The following is a 17,378-nucleotide window of genomic DNA, read 5'->3' on the forward strand; positions in this document are numbered from 1 at the left end:
TTCTATGTTCGGACCCCTGACCCTCCTCCTGCGTGAACCCCTGATCCCACTGGTGCTGGTGGCGCTCTTTGTGTTCGGGCTGCTGTTGCACAACGCCGCACAGGCGCATCTGGCCGCGCGGCTGGGTGACTCCAGCGCGCTGGAAGCCGGCTTTGGTCGTCCTGAACTGTGGCGTCATGTGAGCCTGGGTGCGGTCGTGTGGTATCTGACGCTCGGCCTGGGGCTTTCCCGCCCGGTGCCGGTGAACCTGCCGCGTCGACGCGCGCTGGCCGTGCTGCTCAGCGGACCCTTGACGCTGGCCCTGTGGGCGCTGGTGCTGATGACCATCCGGCAGCTGCTGCTGGCGCTGATGCCCACCCTGGACGTGCTGTATCAAGGCATGCAGCTCGCTTCGAAGGCACTGGTGCTGCACGCGGTGTTTTACCTGCTGCCTTTTCCGACCCTGGATGGCGGGCGGGCGCTGTGGGAAGTCGGAAGCCGCGGCGTACGTCAGGTGCTCGCCCAGCTGTCGGTGGCCGGAACGCTGCTCCTCTACATTCTGTGGGTGGTGCTGCTGCTGAGCGGCACTGTCAACGCTTTTTTCAACCCCCTGTGGTCCCTGTTGCAGACCGTGCCCGGCTGGCTGCCGTTCTGAGGCTTACCGTCACCGGCCCGCAGGCTGCGTAGAATAACACGATGCTTCTCGACCTTTTGCAACGGGACCCGACGGCCTTCGTCATCCTGGCCTTGTGCCTGGTCATGTCCCTGACCCTTCACGAGTGGGGTCACGCCTTCACGGCTGACCGGCTGGGCGACTCGACGCCACGCCGCTTCGGCCGGGTGACCCTGAACCCTCTCAAACACCTTGACCCGATTGGGACGCTGCTGCTGCTGTTCGTCGGTTTCGGCTTTGCCAAGCCGGTGCCCGTCAACGGCGCGCGCGTGGGCCGCTGGGGCATGCTGGCCGTCGCGGCCGCCGGACCGATCATGAATATCGCCGTGGCCGTCGTCTGCCTGATCGCACTGCGCCTGGTGGGTGACAACCTGCTGATGCTGCGCGTGCTGTTGCCCCTGCTCGGCATCAACGTGGTGCTGGCCGTCTTTAACCTGCTGCCCATTCCACTGCTGGACGGCAGCCGGATTGTTGCCGCGCTCTTTCCCCGCTCGCTGGGCCGGGCCCTGGCCGAGTTCGAGATGCAGCCGTTCTCGTTCGTGCTGGTGATGATTTTCATTTACATTGCCCGGGAGCCGATCTTTCAGATCGTGCGGACGGTGCAGGGTTTCGCGCTCAACGTCGCCGGCTTCGCCTGATTACGCAGGACCAAGAAGAGGCGCTTCCCGGCCGAAAAGCGCCTCTTCTTTCTCGCCGTTCAGCGCAGGTTGAGCATCATGGCGAAATGAGCTGTCGAGCCGCCCAGCACGAACAGGTGCCACACCTCGTGAAAGCCGAAGACGCCCGGCACGAAGTTCAGCTTCTTGGTGGCATATACGATCGCCCCGAGCGTGTAGAGCGCTCCACCGACACCCATCCAAATGAACGCTCCGGTGGGCAGTGTCTGCGCGAGCGCGGGCAGAAACGCGAGCGCCAGCCAGCCCATGGCGAGGTACAGCACGGTCGAGAGCCAGCGCGGCATGCGCATGGTGATGAGCTTGAGGGTCATGCCAGCCAGCGCAATACCCCAGATCACGGCCAGCAGCGTCCAACGCAGCGGATCACCCAGGCCGAAATAGGCAATCGGGGTGTAACTGCCGGCAATCAGCAGAAAAATGGCACTGTGGTCGAGCTTGCGCAGCCAGAGGAGCGCGCGCTCGGAGACCTGGAACGAATGATAGGAAGCAGAAGCGAGGTACAGCAGGGCGAAGCTGACGCCGAAAATGACAAACGGCCACAGGCTCAGCTCGTGCCGCTCCGCCCACCACAGCATCACGGCCATGAATGGTACGGCGAGGATCACCCCAAGCCAGTGGGTCAGTGAATTCACGGGCTCGCGCAGGGAAGTGTACAGGCGACACATATCCACAGTTTAGAGCGGTACGCCATGAGCAAATGTCGGCGATGACAAACGCGGCCCGGAGGTGCTTCCGGGCCGCCTACAGTTCGCTTTATTTGCTGTAGTTCGGTGCTTCCTGCGTGATCAGTACATCGTGCGGATGCGACTCGACAAGGCTCGCGCCCGTGATGCGCACGAACTGCGCCTCGACCCGCAGGGTATCGAGGTCCGGGGCGCCACAGTAACCCATGGCGCTTCTGAGCCCACCGACAAGCTGATAGAGCACCTCCCCCACCGTGCCCTTGTACCCTACGATGCCCTCGATGCCTTCGGGCACGAATTTCTTGCTGCCCGACTGAAAGTAACGGTCGCTCGAACCCTGGTCCATGGCGCCCATGCTGCCCATACCCCGGTAAGACTTGAAACGCCGTCCCTCACGCAGCACCACCTCGCCGGGCGCTTCGTCGGTGCCCGCAAACATCGAGCCGATCATCACCGTGGACGCGCCCGCCACGATCGCTTTGGGCACGTCACCCGTCTGCTTGATGCCCCCGTCGGCAATGATCGGAATGCCGGCCTCCAGGGCCACCTCGGACGCCTCGAAGATCGCGCTGATCTGCGGCACGCCCACTCCGGTCACCACCCGGGTGGTGCAGATCGACCCAGGGCCAATACCAACCTTCACGGCGTCCGCACCTGCCGCGATCAGGTCGCGCGCGCCGCTTTTGGTGGCGATGTTGCCAGCCACGATGTCGACGTCGAAGCGGGTCTTGAGACGCTCCAGCGCGCTCAGAATCCCGCGCGAATGACCGTGCGCGCTGTCCAGCACCAGCACATCTACACCTGACTGCACCAGCGCGGCAGCGCGGTCCATCAAATCGGGGCTGTTGCCCACCGCGGCTGCTACCCGCAGGCGACCGAGGTCGTCCTTGGCCGCGCGCGGGTACTTGATGCGCTTCATGATGTCCTTGATGGTCATCAGCCCGGTCAGCTTGTACTGCTCGTCCACCACCAGCAGCTTCTCGATGCGGTGCTGCTTGAAGATCTCCTGCGCCTCCTCCAGGCGCGTGCCGACTGGCACCGTCACCAGATCCTGCGAAGTCATGATGTCGCGCACGGGCGTGGTCATGTCGGTGACAAAGCGCATGTCGCGGTTGGTGATGATACCGAGCAGGCGCCCGTCTTCAGCGGTAATGGGCACGCCGCTGATGCGGTACTCGCTCATCAGGTGCTCGGCATCCGCGACCGTGGCAGTGATGGGCAGGGTGATGGGGTCGACGATCATGCCGGCCTCGCTGCGCTTGACCTTGCGGACCATCTCGGCCTGCGCGTCGACTGGCATGTTCTTGTGAATGACCCCGATCCCACCTTCGCGGGCCATCGCAAGGGCCATGTTGGTCTCGGTGACCGTGTCCATGGCCGAGGACAGAAACGGGATGTTGAGACGCACACGCCGGGTCAGCTGGGTTTCCAGCTGCACCTCGTTGGGCAGCACCTCGGAGTGGCGGGGCAACAGCAGTACGTCATCGAAGGTGATGCCGTCTTGCGAAAATTTGTACGCGAAGCGGTCCATAAAATCGAGCATAACCCACCCGCAGCCCACAGGGCCGTGACCCAGGCACGAACCCTCTTGCACGGGCGCAAAGTGCGTGCTAGTCTTCTTTTCGCCTGAACGGCCAGACGCTTTGAGGCTGTACCGTGGGGCTGTAGCTCAGCTGGGAGAGCGCGTCGTTCGCAATGACGAGGTCAGCGGTTCGATCCCGCTCAGCTCCACCAAGAAAACCCCGTTGAAGACGGGGTTTGTTTTTTGGACTTCTCGAGTTTGTCAAACTTCCGGCAAAAGTGTCAGTGAATTTTTCAGTAGGATCCGATTGTTCTCGCGGGGATAACACCGACCTTGCTGACCTTGCTCATCCCCATGACGTCCACAAAAACCCAAGCGACGTCGTTGTGTTCTCAAGATGCCGACCTGCACCCGAGCAGGAAAACAGGGCGCTCAGACTTCTTGGCGCGCCCTGTCTCCATTTTGTTTATTTTGGCGCGAGACGAGCGCGCTTGCCGGTTGGCAGTGATGTCGCCAGGACGCTGGACATGACGAGCGCCAAGCCCAGCACCAACGCCCAAGAGACGCTTTCCCCCAGAAAAATCGAGCCCCACAAAATGCCGAAGACTGGCACAAGCAGCGTGACCGTATTGGCGAAGGTCGGGCCAGCCGTTTCGATCAGGCGGAAGTAGAGGATGTACGCGAACGCGGTGCAAGCCAGCGCCAAGGTCACGACGGCCAGCAAAGCAGGAGCACTCCATGTGGGTTGCGGTGCGATGACGAAAACGGCGGGCAGCAGGACCACGAAGGCGCCGAGTTGCTGTCCTGCCGCCATGGCCAGCGGTGTGACGCCACGCATGACTGTCCGGGTGTAGACGGCTCCAATGCCGTAAAAAAATGAGGCCAGCACGACCATCCCGCACGCGAGCAGCTGGGCTGTCGTTTCAATGCTTGGTGTTCCCCCAACCACGACAGCAACCCCGGCAATACCGAGAAGGAGCGCCGCCAGTTTCGTGAGGGTCATGGGGTCCCGCAGCCACACGGCCGCGACGATGGCAGTAAAGAGTGGCGTCGAGGCATTCAGCACGGCGACCATGGAAGGACCGATGTGTAGCTGGGCGGCGGCGATCAGCGCGAACGGCGCTGCCGCGTTGAGGAATCCCAGGATAAGGAAAGCTCCAGGGCGCTGCCACAGCCCGAGCGCGTGACGGGTCGCCCAGGCATACAAGCCGAGTGTGAGGCCAGCGAGCGCGACACGCACGATGACCAGCGGAACGGGGCCGAGGGCTGGCACGGCGACCCGAATGAGCAAGAATGAGCCGCCCCAGATCGCGGCGAGGACAAACAGGGTGATGAAGTGGTTTCGTGCCATTGGCCTCCTCCTTGAGGATGGGACGTCGGCACTCTGGGGCCGATCGGGGAAGACGATGAATTGGACGGGTGATAAAAGCCGGACCGTTGACCGGCCGGCAAGGGCAGCAGGAACGGGCGGCAAATTCAAGCCGCCCGTTCGTTACTATCCCATTCTAAAGCGCTTGTCCATTCCACCCTTGGAGGAAGACACGCCATCAATTCCATTGTCTTGGGCAGAACGGACGCGCGCAAGCCCTCAAACCGCTTTGAGGGCTGTCCTGCGCAAGACGCCCTGAAGGACGCCTGCCCGCGTCTTCTTGGCCAGAACGGACTCGCATGAGCAAGCCTGGCCGCTTGGGCAGAACGGACGCCCTTATGGACGCCTGCCCGCGTCTTGGGCAGAACGGACGCCCTTAAGGACGCCTGCCCGCTTCCAAACGCTCCTGGTCAAGGTCACTCGCTCCCCGCGCTGACAGCGTGCCCAAAAGCGGTTTCGGGCACTGCGCGCTCTCCGCTCGGTCAAAGACATCGATCAAAAACCTATCAATGTCTTTGACAATCGCTTTAGTTCGCGCTGAGTCTGTCAGGCGGCCAGCCATAACCAGTTCCGGCCTCAAGCTCGTAATGCAAACCCTGCATGTACTCGAAACGGTTAGCCGCTGCCGCCACAGTGACGTCCAGCGGGAATACCGTTCCGAACCCATGACCGCTCACCCGGGCTGACGCCTTCACTGGCATCACGAACTGAAGCGTGTCCCGCAAACCAAACACGAACCTTCGTTTTTACCTCGCAGCGTCACTAGGGCGTGTAGGCCAAGGGGAACGGCTCCGGCGGTTCGGCGCGATCATCTCCACGCCCACCTCGGCAAGTTGCGCGTCCAAAGGGTCACTGTCGTACGCCTTGTCGCCGATGAGGCGCGCAGGAAAATCCAGCCCGAATGAAGCGTCCAAGGTGTCGTGGACCAGCGTGTTCTCCGCACGACTCGCGCTCTCCGTGTGCACGGCCAGTGGCACACCGTGGGCGTCGACGATCACCATGACCTTGGTGCCTTTCCCTTTCTTCGTCGGGCCGACCTCAGCACCCCCTTTTTGGCGGCACTGAACGTGCCGTCGATGAACGCCTCGCGCAGGTCGAGCAGTCCTTGGTCTTCGAGCAGCTCGTAGAGCCGCGTGAGGACGTGCGGAAATACGCCACGGTCGTTCCACTCCTGGAAGCGGGCGAAGCAGGTGGACTTGGGCGGGTACTCGCCTTTGGGCAGGCGGTCCCATTGGGCGCCCGTCCGTAAGACCCAGAGGATGCCTTCGAGGAGGTCTTTGTCGGAGCGGCGGGGTCGGCCGCGATTGGTCTTTTTTTGGGCAGGTGGCAACAGGGGCGACAGGACCTTCCAGTGTTTGGCATCTGAGCCATCTCCTTGGCCGTACTCAACCCGCGTGGCCTGCGGTCGATGTGTATCTCATCTGCGGTCTGCCTTTGCCGTCAGATCGATGCGCTTGTTAGACAGGCCGTGCGGAGTTGCTCACGCTGGCGCCACTCCAAACCCGCGAGCCTGCCGACGAACATGCCCTCACCCACCAAGTGCGCCAGGCCGAACACAGACGCCGTCCCCGTCAGTACCGCGGCCGCGAGCACACACAGCCCGCCCCACGTCGCGTTCGCGACGACCAGCAGCACGATCAGGGTTCGAGGCCTGCGCGCCCGCATGGCGAGCGAGAAGGAGAACGCCCCGTATGCCAAGTTCACCACGCCTATACCGACGAGGATATCTCCTGGCAGAGCGTATAGCTGGCTTAGCCACTCGGACAGGGACAGCACTGCTACGCCGGCGTCAATGGTGAGGACGTGCGGGGCCAGGTCCAGGCGGAGCGCAGGATGAAGGCCAGAAGCAGCACCTCGAGTCCGATGGAGATGCCGTAGAAGGCGGCCCACTCCCAGGTCGCCCCTGCCGCGTTGAACATCGAGTAGGGGATGAGGAGCGATGCAACGACGAGGTTCGTGGCGCGGTTCACCCGGGCGGGCAGCGTCATGGAGAGCCACACCATCATGGCCGGGATCGACACGGACACGAGGAAAATGGTCAACAACGTCGAGCTGATGTCGAACTTCCAGATGAGGCCATTCAGGATGCCGTCGACGACGCCGGGCTTGTAGAAATTTAAGATGTCGACGTAGATGTAGAGGAACATGAAGCTGGCCCAGGCTGCCACGAGCTTGGCTTGCACCGGGATCTGCGGGTCCTTCAAAGCGCTGTTGATGGGGACATGTCGTGTCATGTTCTGCTCCTTCGTTCGGTTGGTGAGGCTCACTTCTTGGGCAGCGACGTGCAACCCTGCATGGAGTGTGTGCGGCGACCCACAAGACGCTTTCGGGGAATTGACAAGTTTTCTTGACAGGCGTTAGGCGTGGTCTTGGCAAGGCTGCTTACACTGAAAGACGTGAACCCAGGCCAACTCGTATTGATCGTGGAAGACGAGCCGGATATTGCCGAGTTGCTGGAGGTGTATTTGCGCCGCGAGCAGTTCCGCACTGAACGGGCCAGTACCGGCTCAGCGGCCGTGCAACTGCATCGCACGGCCCGGCCTGATCTGGTCTTGCTGGATGTCAATCTGCCCGAATTCGACGGCTTTGAAGTGCTGCGGCTCATCCGGGAGACGGCAGGAACACCCGTCATCATGGTCACGGCGTTCGCGGAAGACTTGGACAAGCTTCTGGGCCTCAAAATGGGCGCGGACGATTATGTGGTCAAACCCTTTAGCCCCCTGGAGGTGGTTGCCCGCGCCAAAGCGGTGCTGCGCCGTGCCGGAACACAGGCCACCGGGCAACCGCTTCGGTTGAGCGGGGTCGAACTCGATCCGCTGGCCGTGCGGGTGCGGGTTCTTGGTCAGCGCCTCGACGTGACCATGACCGAGTACCGCTTGCTGGAACACCTGCTGCGGCACCGGGGCCGGGTGTGTTCCCGTGTTGAACTGCTCGAAGTGGCCCTGCCCGACTCGGACGCGCTGGAACGGGTGATCGACACCCACCTGTGGAATCTGCGCCGGAAACTGGAGGGCGCGGGCCAGCCCAATATTATTCAGACGGTGCGCGGCGTGGGCTTCCGGCTGGCGGACGAATGAGACGGACTCCGCTCCACTCCCGCACATTTGGCACCCCCACCGGATGTTCGTCCATATCGCGGGGCCCGTGCTCGTCCCTCCTTGCGCTGCTACGCAGCTGTTCCAGTTTGCCCTGGTCGAAGGCTGAACTCTATGGCTTTCAATTGGAATCCTTATGAAGCTGCAGCCTGAGACGCCCTGGCAAGCCATGCGGCGTAGCTGGAATTCCCTGGCTGCCGACCTCTACAAAACCATGCTGGGGTTGGTGCTGCTGACCTCGCTGACCGTGTTCGTCGTTCTTAGTTACGCTTGGTCAGCCTTCCTGGATGAGGTGCAGCGTCAGACTCAGGAGTTGCTGACGGCCCAGTTTCAGCTGTCCCCCAGTCAACTTGAACCCCTGTTGACACAGGCAAGACAGCTATCCGAGACCAGCCTGAATGTGGATCAGATCCGGTCCCTGTTCGTGTTCGGCTTGGTGCTGCTCTTCACCGTGCTGTCCCTGCTCGCGTGGTGGTCGGCGCGGCGTTTTGCTCGCCCTTTGACACATCTCTCCGCTGCCGCGAACCAGCTGGCATCTGGGGACTTCACCGCCCGCGCTCTGCTGAGCCGCAGTCTGACCCGGCGCAGCGACGAAACAGCGAGGCTCCTGAAGGACTTTAACGTCATGGCCGCGTCCCTAGAACGACTGGAGCGTGAACGGCGCTACAGCGTGGCCGCCATTGCCCACGAACTCCGCACGCCAGTGACGGTGCTGCGCGGGCGGCTGGAAGGTGTGCGGGACGGCGTGTTGCCGGCCAACCCGCAGGAACTGGAGAAATTGATCGGTCATGCCGACCTGCTGTCCAAGCTGATTGAGGATTTGCAGCTTCTCTCGCTGGCTGAAGCGGGCGAATTGCGGCTCGAACTTGGGCCAGTGGAGGTGCAGGATGTCCTGATCCGTCTGCACGCCGATCACCTGCCGACAGCCCAGGCACAGGGCGTCGATCTTCTCCTGGAACTCTGTGCCGAACCGGTCAGGGTGACCGGCGACCGGCGCCGGTTGCAGCAGGTCGTCCATAACCTGCTGACCAACGCCCTGCGCCACACGCCCCCGCACGGCACGGTCTGGATCAAGCTTGAGGTGGAAGCGGGGGCCGTCCACATCGAGATTCACAACACAGGCACAGGGTTCACTGCAGAAGCCCTGAATCGGGCGTTCGAACGGTTTTACAGCGGCCCAGACCGGGAACGCGGGCGCGGCGGAAGTGGGCTGGGGCTGGCCATCTCGAAATCATTGATCGAAGTTCACGGCGGGAGCATGAGGCTGTTCAACACCGAAACTGGAGCGGGGGTGCAGATCACGCTGAACCCACTCGCGGGCGATGAAGGGCTTCCCGGGGCAAGGCCACGATTCTGAAGTTCTCATCCGCTCGGAAGAGATGCGGTTTCACACCTCCTATGGCGAGACTTCGACACGTGGGGATTCCAGGGAGCGAACAGCGCGGTTCTGTGTTCCGACTGAGATCAGGTCTCATTGACACGGGTACAGATGCCGACACACACGATGTTTTTTCTCTCCCTGAGCCAATATCTTTCATTGGAACAGTGGTGGGAATCACCTGAGATTGCGAACGGAGAATTACTCGAGTAAACCAGCCTACATTTCGGCGCCGTACCCAAAATGCTGGGGGGCATGTTCACGACGGTCTTTGACTAGGGCGTGTAGGCCAAGTTTGTACTGTTGACGCATGACGTTGCCTTCCGACACTCCCGACGACTTGTCCTCACGCCAGCAGAAGTACGCCGGTCAAGGCGTCGACGAGGAAATCCTTGCCGATCTCGAAGATTTACTCGCCTGGTCCGCATTCGAGCGCTCTTCCTCAGTCTTCATCTCCGTTGATGGCACCACAAAACCCATTTTCTCCCCAGCTCGCGTCGGGGTCAGCGCCTGTCCAGTGCAGGGCCGCTCTAGCCTGCTTCCCAGTCCTTTTATCGCCGGTGCTCATGGGGCGTCAAGCAGTTCAAAGATCGCACAGTAGATGCGGCGGGGACGCGCCTCGTATTTTGGTTCGCTGACCGGGTAGAAATTTCCGTCGTACTCCAGCGTGGTGTACGGCTTGCCCGTGACTCCGGGGGAGATCAGCCGGATCGGGCGTCCATCGTGAAAACGCGCGTCCTGGCTGCTCAGCAGCTGGCCTTCGCTGTAGCCGTCTCCCACCTGCAATACCAGCATGGTCAGCGCATTGTCCGGTTCTGGGCTACGCTGCATCAGCGGCGACCAAGGTCCGGTTCGTCGGGAGCGAACAACGCGACGGTCTGCCAGAACAGGTGCAGCCTGCGCAGACTTTCCACAAAGTCGGGCAGGGACGCCGGCTTGCGGATGTAGGCGTTGGCATAGCGCTGGTAGCTTTCCCACACGTCACTTGCAGCAGCAGACGTCGTGAGGACGATCACTGGTACGTTGCGCCAGGCTGGGTTGGCCTTGAGCTCCAGCAGCACTTCCAGTCCGCCCATGCGGGGCATGTTCAGATCGAGCAGGATCAAATCCGGCAGCGCCTGGGTTCCCGAACGCAACAGGTTCAGGGCTTCGACGCCATCTTGCGCCACCTGCAGTTCATGTGGCACGTCAAGCTCCTCGAAAGCCAGACGGGTCAGCAGCACGTCAGCCTCACTGTCGTCGACCAGCAAAAGCCGCAGCGCATTTCGTTTCGCGTTCGTCACGTGTCGTTGGTCCCTCCAGGCTGAGGCGCGGTTCAGGCGAGTGGGGGCATCATCCACCAGAAGACCACCAGAACGCCAAGCAAGGTCAGGATCACGCCGCCGAGCAGCACTAGCAACTCGACACGCGTGATGGCCGCTTCACGTTTCCACTCGTCGTCGGGCCGTCGCATGCCTCACCTTGACGGCCTTAAATGACAGTGACCTGACCGTTGTGGTCTGGACGGCTGGAGCGTCACCTCACGTTCTCCCAACAAATTCTGCCGCACTCGCCTGCTCAATGTACCAATGCCAGCGTTCGCACGCCAGCACAGTGTTGTGCCCGACTCAAGAAAGCGCGGCGGGGACAGTGCCCCGCCGCGCCGATCCCCGCGCGTTCAGAGCGGTTCGCCGATGCTGGCGCGCCAGCGCCACTCGGACGCGCGCTTCATGACGTGCGCCATGCCGCCGGTCATGGCCAGCTTCTGGTTCCAGGGCAGTTTCATCCAGCCGACGGCCATCAGGCCCCCCAGCGACACGAATTCGCCCATCGTGCTGGGCTCGTAAGCTTCGAGTTTCTCTCCGCGCGAAAGGCGCAGCAGGTTCTTGCCCGTCAGGCGACCCTGCTGTCCAGCGTGCTGTGCGGTGGTAGGCACGGGCTTCTGGTTGCGTGGGTCGGTGGCCAGCGCCATGTCGCCGACCACGAATACTTCCGGGTATTCCGGAATGCGCAGATACTCGTCGACGACCACGCGGTTGGCCGGTCCGCGCTGCAGTTTTTCGCCCTGCAGGAAGTCGGCGGCCTGGATGCCGCCGGTCCAGATAATCTTGCCGGCCTCGATTTCCTTCTGTTCGCCGGTCTGGGTCTGCACTGTGACACGGTCCGGCCCGGCTTCCATCAGGCGGTGACCCACCAGAATGTGGATGCCGTATTCCTCGAGGGTACGCTGGGCCTTGTTGCGCAGATTGTCGTCGAGCACCGGCAGAATTTTCGGACCGGCCTCGACGAGGTAGATCTCGAATTTCGGCAGTCCGCGCGCCTTGGACAGCTGCTCGTTGCGCTGTGCGAGTTCGGTGACCAGCTCCACGCCGGTCAGGCCGGCGCCGCCGACCACGATGTTGCGGCATTCCTGGTAGTCGCCCGAATAGACGCGGTTGACGAAGTTGTAGATTTCGTCGGCATCGGCCAGCTCCTTCAGCTCGGTAGCGTGGTCGGCGAGGCCGGGAATGCGGTAGAAGTTGGTGACCGAGCCGAGCGCCACGACGAGGGTGTCATAGGACAGCTCGCGCCCGTCTTTGATCGAGACGACCTTGCGGTCGAGGTCAACGCTGGTGATGCGTCCGAGGTCGAGCTTTACGCCGGTCCCCTTCAGCAGGGGCTGCAGGGGAAGGGTTACTTTGGTGTTGTGGGCGGCAGCCTCGTGCAACCGTGTCTCAAAGACGTGATATGGGTTTTGCTCGATAAGGACGGGGTCCAAGCCGGGCGTCGGCTTGAGTTTGGTGGCGGCGGCGAGGCCTGCGTATCCAGCCCCAAGAATCAAGGTCTTCATTGCTACTCCTGGTGAAAGTCTTCACGAGTCGGCCTCACAGCTTGCTCGTATGCACAGCGGGAAGGCACCGGTCCCTCCTCACTCCACAACAGTGTACACCTTACACGAAGGCCAGGGAGTGGCGGAAACGAACAAGTCAGCACGGCCCCAAGGGAGCGCCGGCTGCCTCCGACCATGAAAACCCGAAGTTGCAAAGCGCAGTTCAGCGCAAAAACCGGCAACCCGGCAGAGCGCCGCGTTCAACTCTCGCGTTCAACTCTGGGGCAGGCACCCGCTCGACGCACCGAGAACGGTACCGTCAATCTTTACTGCGACTCAAGGTCGAGCAAACGGGTCTTGAGTTGTGCCTCAAGCGAAGGCGCGTCACAAGTGTGAGACTGGCTATTACGAGAGAGACCACGGAGGAACGCATGATGCAGCAGACCTTTGACCTGGAGCGCTGGCTGGTTCACCACGAGCAGGACCGGCCCGAACAGCTGAAAAGCGCCTTGAATGAAGTTCCACGCGAGCAGCGTACGCTGGCCCTGCTGACCTGGCTGCACGAGGGTGACCTGCAGGGCGAGCGCATCCAGTTGTCGCTGGGCTGAGCGCCCGCACTTCCCCAGGACGCCCTCCTCAGCCGGTGCCCGTCGATGCACGCGTGACCATGACAGGTTCGAAGCGGCGCGCGCGCGGCGGGCCAGTGTGACCGCTCAGGCGTGACAGCAACAGCTCGGCGCCCGCGCGTCCCATCGCCTCAACAGGCTGCCGCAGCGTGGTCAGACCGCGCGCTGCCGCCCAAGGCTGATCGTCGAAACCGATGACCTTGAGCTGCTCTCCGACCGACAGTCCGCGCGCCTGTGCCTCATCGAGCACTGCCGCAGCCAGCAGATCAGCTGAGGCGAAAACCGTACAGGGAAAGCGGGCCTCGTCGAGCAACTCCGCCGCCACGGTACGGGCATTGACCCCGTTCAGCGAGCTGGAATACGCACCGGCGAGACTGACGCCCGCTTCATTCAAAGCCTGCAAGAACCCTTCGCGTCGTTCAGCGAGCACCATGTGCGAAAACACATGGTCAAACTCGGTCTCGAGCCAGATTGCGCGTAGTTCGCCGCCACACGATATGGCCTGCTGCGCCGCGAGTCGGCCACCGAGTTCGTTGTCGACGTAGGAACAGTCGACGCTTGCGCTGTAGCCGTCCACCAGTACCACCGGCTGCTGGGTCGGCAGGGCGCTGTCCTCGAACAGGTCCGCCAGGTTGTACGACGCCATCACCAGACCGTCGGCCTGATAAGCCAGTGTGTGGCTGCCAAGATAACGCTCCAGGCGCGCCCGGTCGAACAGCGGAAAGATGGCCAGGTCGTAGCGCTGCTCGTGAAAGGCGCTCTCCAGACCATCCAGCAGCCGCAGATAAAACTCGGTGGACACGACGGGCAGCAGCACGCTGACCGCGTAGGACCGTCCTCCGGCAACGCGGCGGGCGTGGGGATTGGGCGTGTAGTTCAGATCGGTCATCGCCTGAAGCACGGCTTCTCGGGTCGTGGGTTTGACCGCCGCGTGGTTATTCAGAACGCGCGAAACGGTGCCGACGCCAACGCCAGCACAACGGGCGACGTCTTGAATGGTGGGTTTGCGCATCGCGCTTCAGTCTAAACAGCCCCGGCACGCTCGGCAAACAACGCGGGGCCACCCCGGCACCAACAGGGGAGGCCCAGCTTCAAATACTCCGTCAAACGGGAAGCGTCGAGTGCTCCTTCGCCTTAGTTCGCGGCTGGCGTCAGCAGTTTCGGCGTGCGTCCACTGCGCCGCGCGTACTCGTCAGCGATGGCGCCTCCGACGCGCCGCCCTTCGCCCAGCCGGGCGAGCATCACCACGCTTCCGCCAAAGCCACCGCCTGTCAGGCGGGCACCGTACACTGCTTGCTGCTCGCGGGCGAGTTCGACGATCAGGTCGACTTCGGCAATCGACACTTCGTAATCGTCGCGCATGCTGGCGTGCGACGCAAAGAACAGCTCACCCAGCTTCGCGAGGTCACCCGAACGGATGGCCGCCACGGCCTCCAGCACCCGCGCATTTTCGGTCACGACGTGCCGGGCGCGACGCCCGAGCGGTTCGGGCAAGGCCTCCACACGGAGCAGGTCTCCCAACGGCAAGTCGCGCAGACTCGCTACACCAAGCAGCTCGCAGGCTCGCTCGCATTCGGCGCGGCGGGTATTATAGTCTCCCCCGGCGTGCTGGTGCTCCACACCCGAGTGCAGCACCACCAGATCGACGTCACGGGGCAGCGGAACGCGCTCGAAGCTCAAATCGCGACAGTCGAGAAACAGGGCCTCGCCTTCGCGGGCCAGCGAACAGGCCATCTGGTCCATGATGCCGACGTTGGCGCCCACCAGGCCGTTCTCGGCCCGGCGCGCCAGGCGGGCGATCTCGACGTCATCGATCTGCAGGCTGAACAGTTCCCGCAGGCCGCGCAGCAGCGCCACCAGCAAAGCCGCCGAACTCGAAAGACCCGAACCGAGGGGCACCTCGGAGCTGAGGCGCACGTCGAAGCCGCCCAGTTCATGACCGTCCCGCGTGAGTTCCTGCGTCACGCCCTGCAGATAGTCGATCCAGCTTCCCGTATGCGCTTCTCCGCCGAGCGTGTACGAACCGCGCCGGTCGAGGTCGGCCGCGTAAGCCCGCACCTCCGGGCCTTCACGGCGCGTGAGCTGCACGGTGGTTTCCTGCGGAATGGTCGTCGGCAGCACGAAACCGTCGTTGTAGTCGGTGTGCTCACCGATCAGGTTGACCCGACCCGGCGCGCGTGCGGTGACCTGGCTCTCCTGTCCGAACTGCGAAACAAATGTATTTGACATGCGACCTCGCTCGAAAGAAATGAAGTGGTTACGCCCGTTTTTCCAGTACGGCCGGGCGGGCGCCGTGTTCGGCCTGAAGGTGCGGCCACGCCGGATCGATCGTCAGCACTTCCGGCTGACCACCGGGGCCGATCAAAATGGTGTCCTCGATTTTGGCACCGCGCAGGCTGGGATTCCAGGCGAGGGCCATGCCGTGTCCCAGCACCTCGGGCGTGTGAGGAGAGGCGACCTGCTCGCGGGACCGGTAGCCGGTCACACCGCCCTGATGATGCTCCAGAATCGCGCGCTGCTCGCCGATGTCCGCATACGCCCGCTCTGCGACCAGATAGAGGTCGTCGAGGCGCGTCCCTGGCTTGCTGGCAGCCCAGAGACGCGCCTCGACGCCCAGCAGCGCCTGATGGCGCCGTGCGAGTTCGCCTGGCAACTCGCCGAAACTCACAAAGCGCGTGAGATTGGCGTACAGACCGTAACCCCGGGCGCAGAACACCATCATCGCCCAGGGGCCCAGAAGTTCGCTTTTCACGGTGACATGCCGGTAGCGTTCTGCACGCCCGGCCCCGGCAGCCAGAATCAGCGCGGGTTCCAGATCGCGGCTCACGAGGGCCCGCGCACCGGCACCGGCGAGTTGCGCTTCGGTCCAGTCGCTTTGCGCCTGGGACAGGGCTTCGGTCATGGCCTCGGCAGCCTGCCGCCCGACTTGCCGGTAACGTTCGACCTCACCGTCAAGCAGCGTCCAGCGCAGTTGTGCCGTTCCGGCAGGCAGCGGACCTTCATCTCCCTGTGGACGGTCACAGATCACCCGCCCTCCCCTGGAAAGTTCACGTATACGCACTTCACGGGCATGCTCATCGGCCCAGGGATGCGACCACACCGTGAAGGGTGCGGTGATTTCCTCTTCACGCAGGCGCTCGGCTTCGATGTCGTTCGTGAGGATGAACGCCCCTTCGTGGGTCACCAGAATCTCGGCGACGCCCGTCTCGGATGCCAGCTGGACTACATTGGAACCGCCCGCAGTGGCCCAGGCAAACCACTCGGATCCCTTCAGCCGCAGCGCACTCGCGCCGGCACCTTCAAGCACTTCAAGCAGGCGACCCAGTTTTGCCGCGACTTCCGTGACCCGGCTCAACGGGCGCCCCGCCCGACCGTCACAGCTGCACCTCGCGCAGTTCGCGCGCCTTGTCCTCGGGCAGGGCGTCGTTGGCGAACACGCCTGCTCCCAGTTCGGTGCCCGCCAGGAACTTGAGTTTGCCGGGCGCGCGCAAGGCTGGGTAAAACTCGAAACGCAGCGGCCACTCCGGGTAGTCGGTACCGTCTGTGGGCGCCTGATGCAAGGTCATCAGGTACGGCATCCGCACTCCGAACAAGGCGTCCAGGCGCTGCAACGTGTCCTTGAGCAGCTCGGCCACCCCAAGGCGTTCCTCCGGGGAGAGGTCGGACAGGAAGGCGACCGGGCGTTTGGGCATCAGCCATGTTTCGTAGGTGTACCGGGCAAAAGGGGGCACAAAGCTCAGCGCAGCCTCGTTTTCACGCACGATGCGCGTCCCCGCCGCGATCTCGTCGTTCACCAGCGTCAGACCGAGGTTCTCACCGGTGCGGGCGAAGTGCGCGCGGGCGTGCTCCAGGGCGCGCACCTGAATCGGCGGCAGTGACGAGTAGGCGTAGATCTGGCCGTGCGGATGGTGAAGCGTCACACCGACTTCGACTCCCCGGTTCTCGAAGGGCAACACATACGTGATTTCGTCGCGGCGCCCGAGTTCACGTGTCCGGTCGGCCCACACGTCGATCAACAACGCCACGTGCTCGATGGGCAGGGATCCCAGGCTGGCCTCCGGATCCTGAGTGAAGACGACGACTTCGCAGGCGCCCTCACCGGGCGCGGTGACCACGCCCTCCAGGCGTGGCGGCTCGCCGGGGTGCGGGACGAGGCTGGGAAAACGGTTCTCGAACACCGCGATGTCGTAGCCGCCCTGAGGCAGTTCGGTTGGCACGCCGCCTTCACGGGTCGGCGCGAGAGGATTGTAATCGGGCGGAGGAAGAAAAGTGCGGTTCTGGCGATGCGCGGCGTAGATCACCCATTCGCCGCGCAGCGGATGCCAGCGCAGGTAAGGGTGCGCGGTGACGGGCACGCTGTCAGGCGAGGGGATTTCTCCGACCTGAAAAGGTTGACGGCCGTACAGCCAGAGCTTACGTCCGTCGGGTTTGAGGTACTCGTGACGGTGGGAATCGGTCGTTGGCATCCACGCTCCTGAATCTGGGAAGTCGGTCCGGCGGAGTAACGTGCAAATTCAACCGCGCACGCGTGAAGTCCACCAGCGCCCTGCGATAAGACACATTAAGCCTTATCCGCGAGTCGCATGCC

18 protein-coding genes, 1 tRNA gene and 1 pseudogene are annotated in these 17,378 nt (G+C 63.0%); 6 read left to right on the forward strand and 14 right to left on the reverse strand.

Annotated features, from left to right (window positions below; all coding sequences use genetic code 11):
• Positions 1-4 precede the first annotated feature (4 nt).
• Together DEIPE_RS01640 and DEIPE_RS01645 are read left to right on the forward strand one after the other, a co-directional pair.
• Complete coding sequence (locus DEIPE_RS01640; RefSeq protein ID WP_015234243.1) at positions 5-634, forward strand: zinc metalloprotease; 630 nt, start codon at positions 5-7, stop codon at positions 632-634.
• Between the two features lie 41 nt (positions 635-675).
• Positions 676-1,290: a site-2 protease family protein gene (locus tag DEIPE_RS01645; RefSeq protein ID WP_015234244.1), complete on the forward strand. Its 615-nt coding sequence runs from the start codon at positions 676-678 to the stop codon at positions 1,288-1,290.
• Positions 1,291-1,349: 59 nt separating this feature from the next.
• On the opposite strand, the gene trhA is transcribed toward DEIPE_RS01645, so the two are convergent.
• Positions 1,350-1,994, reverse strand: coding sequence for a PAQR family membrane homeostasis protein TrhA (trhA, locus tag DEIPE_RS01650; RefSeq protein WP_015234245.1), 645 nt, complete (start codon positions 1,992-1,994; stop codon positions 1,350-1,352).
• Between the two features lie 88 nt (positions 1,995-2,082).
• A complete protein-coding gene (gene guaB / locus DEIPE_RS01655) occupies positions 2,083-3,543 on the reverse strand; it encodes an IMP dehydrogenase (protein ID WP_217218455.1) in 1,461 nt (486 codons plus the stop codon).
• 127 nt (positions 3,544-3,670) lie between these two features.
• On the opposite strand from guaB, the gene DEIPE_RS01660 reads away from it, so the two are divergent.
• Positions 3,671-3,746, forward strand: a tRNA-Ala gene (locus DEIPE_RS01660).
• Positions 3,747-4,000: 254 nt separating this feature from the next.
• On the opposite strand, the gene DEIPE_RS01665 is transcribed toward DEIPE_RS01660, so the two are convergent.
• The 4 genes and pseudogenes from DEIPE_RS01665 to DEIPE_RS01690 all read right to left on the reverse strand — a co-directional run bounded on the left by DEIPE_RS01665 (position 4,001) and on the right by DEIPE_RS01690 (position 7,137).
• Positions 4,001-4,885: a DMT family transporter gene (locus DEIPE_RS01665; RefSeq protein ID WP_015234247.1), complete on the reverse strand. Its 885-nt coding sequence runs from the start codon at positions 4,883-4,885 to the stop codon at positions 4,001-4,003.
• 803 nt (positions 4,886-5,688) lie between these two features.
• Positions 5,689-6,245, reverse strand: a pseudogene (locus DEIPE_RS22875) (IS5 family transposase); the annotation flags it as partial.
• Between the two features lie 98 nt (positions 6,246-6,343).
• Positions 6,344-6,610: a hypothetical protein gene (locus DEIPE_RS01685; protein ID WP_217218456.1), complete on the reverse strand. Its 267-nt coding sequence runs from the start codon at positions 6,608-6,610 to the stop codon at positions 6,344-6,346.
• 71 nt (positions 6,611-6,681) lie between these two features.
• Positions 6,682-7,137 carry a DUF6326 family protein gene (locus tag DEIPE_RS01690; protein ID WP_015234251.1) on the reverse strand — a complete coding sequence of 152 codons (456 nt, stop codon included), beginning with the start codon at positions 7,135-7,137 and terminating at the stop codon, positions 6,682-6,684.
• Positions 7,138-7,299: 162 nt separating this feature from the next.
• On the opposite strand from DEIPE_RS01690, the gene DEIPE_RS01695 reads away from it, so the two are divergent.
• On the forward strand, positions 7,300-7,980 hold the full coding sequence (locus tag DEIPE_RS01695) for a response regulator transcription factor (protein ID WP_041230635.1): 681 nt from the start codon (positions 7,300-7,302) through the stop codon (positions 7,978-7,980).
• 154 nt (positions 7,981-8,134) lie between these two features.
• Entirely contained in the window at positions 8,135-9,355 is a 1,221-nt protein-coding gene (locus DEIPE_RS01700) for a sensor histidine kinase (RefSeq protein WP_015234253.1), read from the forward strand.
• A 585-nt stretch (positions 9,356-9,940) separates the two neighbouring features.
• Here DEIPE_RS01700 and DEIPE_RS01705 read toward each other — a convergent pair.
• The 4 genes from DEIPE_RS01705 to DEIPE_RS01715 form a co-directional block, all read right to left on the reverse strand.
• A complete protein-coding gene (locus DEIPE_RS01705; protein WP_015234255.1) occupies positions 9,941-10,207 on the reverse strand; it encodes a hypothetical protein in 267 nt (88 codons plus the stop codon).
• Positions 10,207-10,659, reverse strand: a complete 453-nt coding sequence (locus DEIPE_RS01710; protein ID WP_015234256.1) for a response regulator — start codon at positions 10,657-10,659, stop codon at positions 10,207-10,209. Before DEIPE_RS01710 ends, DEIPE_RS01705 begins: the two co-directional genes overlap by 1 nt.
• A gap of 32 nt (positions 10,660-10,691) precedes the next feature.
• Positions 10,692-10,829 carry a hypothetical protein gene (locus DEIPE_RS23685; protein WP_015234257.1) on the reverse strand — a complete coding sequence of 46 codons (138 nt, stop codon included), beginning with the start codon at positions 10,827-10,829 and terminating at the stop codon, positions 10,692-10,694.
• Positions 10,830-11,033: 204 nt separating this feature from the next.
• Positions 11,034-12,185 carry an NAD(P)/FAD-dependent oxidoreductase gene (locus DEIPE_RS01715; RefSeq protein WP_015234258.1) on the reverse strand — a complete coding sequence of 384 codons (1,152 nt, stop codon included), beginning with the start codon at positions 12,183-12,185 and terminating at the stop codon, positions 11,034-11,036.
• 410 nt (positions 12,186-12,595) lie between these two features.
• On the opposite strand from DEIPE_RS01715, the gene DEIPE_RS23690 reads away from it, so the two are divergent.
• A complete protein-coding gene (locus tag DEIPE_RS23690) occupies positions 12,596-12,772 on the forward strand; it encodes a hypothetical protein (RefSeq protein WP_015234259.1) in 177 nt (58 codons plus the stop codon).
• A gap of 28 nt (positions 12,773-12,800) precedes the next feature.
• Here DEIPE_RS23690 and DEIPE_RS01720 read toward each other — a convergent pair whose 3' ends face one another.
• The 4 genes from DEIPE_RS01720 to galT form a co-directional block, all read right to left on the reverse strand.
• Entirely contained in the window at positions 12,801-13,802 is a 1,002-nt protein-coding gene (locus DEIPE_RS01720; RefSeq protein WP_015234260.1) for a LacI family DNA-binding transcriptional regulator, read from the reverse strand.
• A 122-nt stretch (positions 13,803-13,924) separates the two neighbouring features.
• Entirely contained in the window at positions 13,925-15,019 is a 1,095-nt protein-coding gene (gene galK, locus DEIPE_RS01725; RefSeq protein WP_015234261.1) for a galactokinase, read from the reverse strand.
• Between the two features lie 28 nt (positions 15,020-15,047).
• Positions 15,048-16,145 carry a M24 family metallopeptidase gene (locus DEIPE_RS01730; protein WP_015234262.1) on the reverse strand — a complete coding sequence of 366 codons (1,098 nt, stop codon included), beginning with the start codon at positions 16,143-16,145 and terminating at the stop codon, positions 15,048-15,050.
• A gap of 19 nt (positions 16,146-16,164) precedes the next feature.
• A complete protein-coding gene (galT, locus tag DEIPE_RS01735; protein WP_015234263.1) occupies positions 16,165-17,256 on the reverse strand; it encodes a galactose-1-phosphate uridylyltransferase in 1,092 nt (363 codons plus the stop codon).
• Positions 17,257-17,378: the final 122 nt, after the last annotated feature.

Source organism: Deinococcus peraridilitoris DSM 19664 (assembly GCF_000317835.1).
Lineage (GTDB): Bacteria > Deinococcota > Deinococci > Deinococcales > Deinococcaceae > Deinococcus_A > Deinococcus_A peraridilitoris.

Coding starts and splice junctions, on each gene's coding strand:
- DEIPE_RS01640 (WP_015234243.1), top strand. CDS start 5: ATGTTCGGACCCCTGACCCTCCTCCTGCGTGAACCCCTGATCCCACTG.
- DEIPE_RS01645 (WP_015234244.1), top strand. CDS start 676: ATGCTTCTCGACCTTTTGCAACGGGACCCGACGGCCTTCGTCATCCTG.
- trhA (WP_015234245.1), bottom strand. CDS start 1,994: ATGTGTCGCCTGTACACTTCCCTGCGCGAGCCCGTGAATTCACTGACC.
- guaB (WP_217218455.1), bottom strand. CDS start 3,543: ATGGACCGCTTCGCGTACAAATTTTCGCAAGACGGCATCACCTTCGAT.
- DEIPE_RS01665 (WP_015234247.1), bottom strand. CDS start 4,885: ATGGCACGAAACCACTTCATCACCCTGTTTGTCCTCGCCGCGATCTGG.
- DEIPE_RS01690 (WP_015234251.1), bottom strand. CDS start 7,137: ATGACACGACATGTCCCCATCAACAGCGCTTTGAAGGACCCGCAGATC.
- DEIPE_RS01700 (WP_015234253.1), top strand. CDS start 8,135: ATGAAGCTGCAGCCTGAGACGCCCTGGCAAGCCATGCGGCGTAGCTGG.
- DEIPE_RS01705 (WP_015234255.1), bottom strand. CDS start 10,207: ATGCAGCGTAGCCCAGAACCGGACAATGCGCTGACCATGCTGGTATTG.
- DEIPE_RS23685 (WP_015234257.1), bottom strand. CDS start 10,829: ATGCGACGGCCCGACGACGAGTGGAAACGTGAAGCGGCCATCACGCGT.
- DEIPE_RS01715 (WP_015234258.1), bottom strand. CDS start 12,185: ATGAAGACCTTGATTCTTGGGGCTGGATACGCAGGCCTCGCCGCCGCC.
- DEIPE_RS23690 (WP_015234259.1), top strand. CDS start 12,596: ATGATGCAGCAGACCTTTGACCTGGAGCGCTGGCTGGTTCACCACGAG.
- DEIPE_RS01720 (WP_015234260.1), bottom strand. CDS start 13,802: ATGCGCAAACCCACCATTCAAGACGTCGCCCGTTGTGCTGGCGTTGGC.
- galK (WP_015234261.1), bottom strand. CDS start 15,019: ATGTCAAATACATTTGTTTCGCAGTTCGGACAGGAGAGCCAGGTCACC.
- galT (WP_015234263.1), bottom strand. CDS start 17,256: ATGCCAACGACCGATTCCCACCGTCACGAGTACCTCAAACCCGACGGA.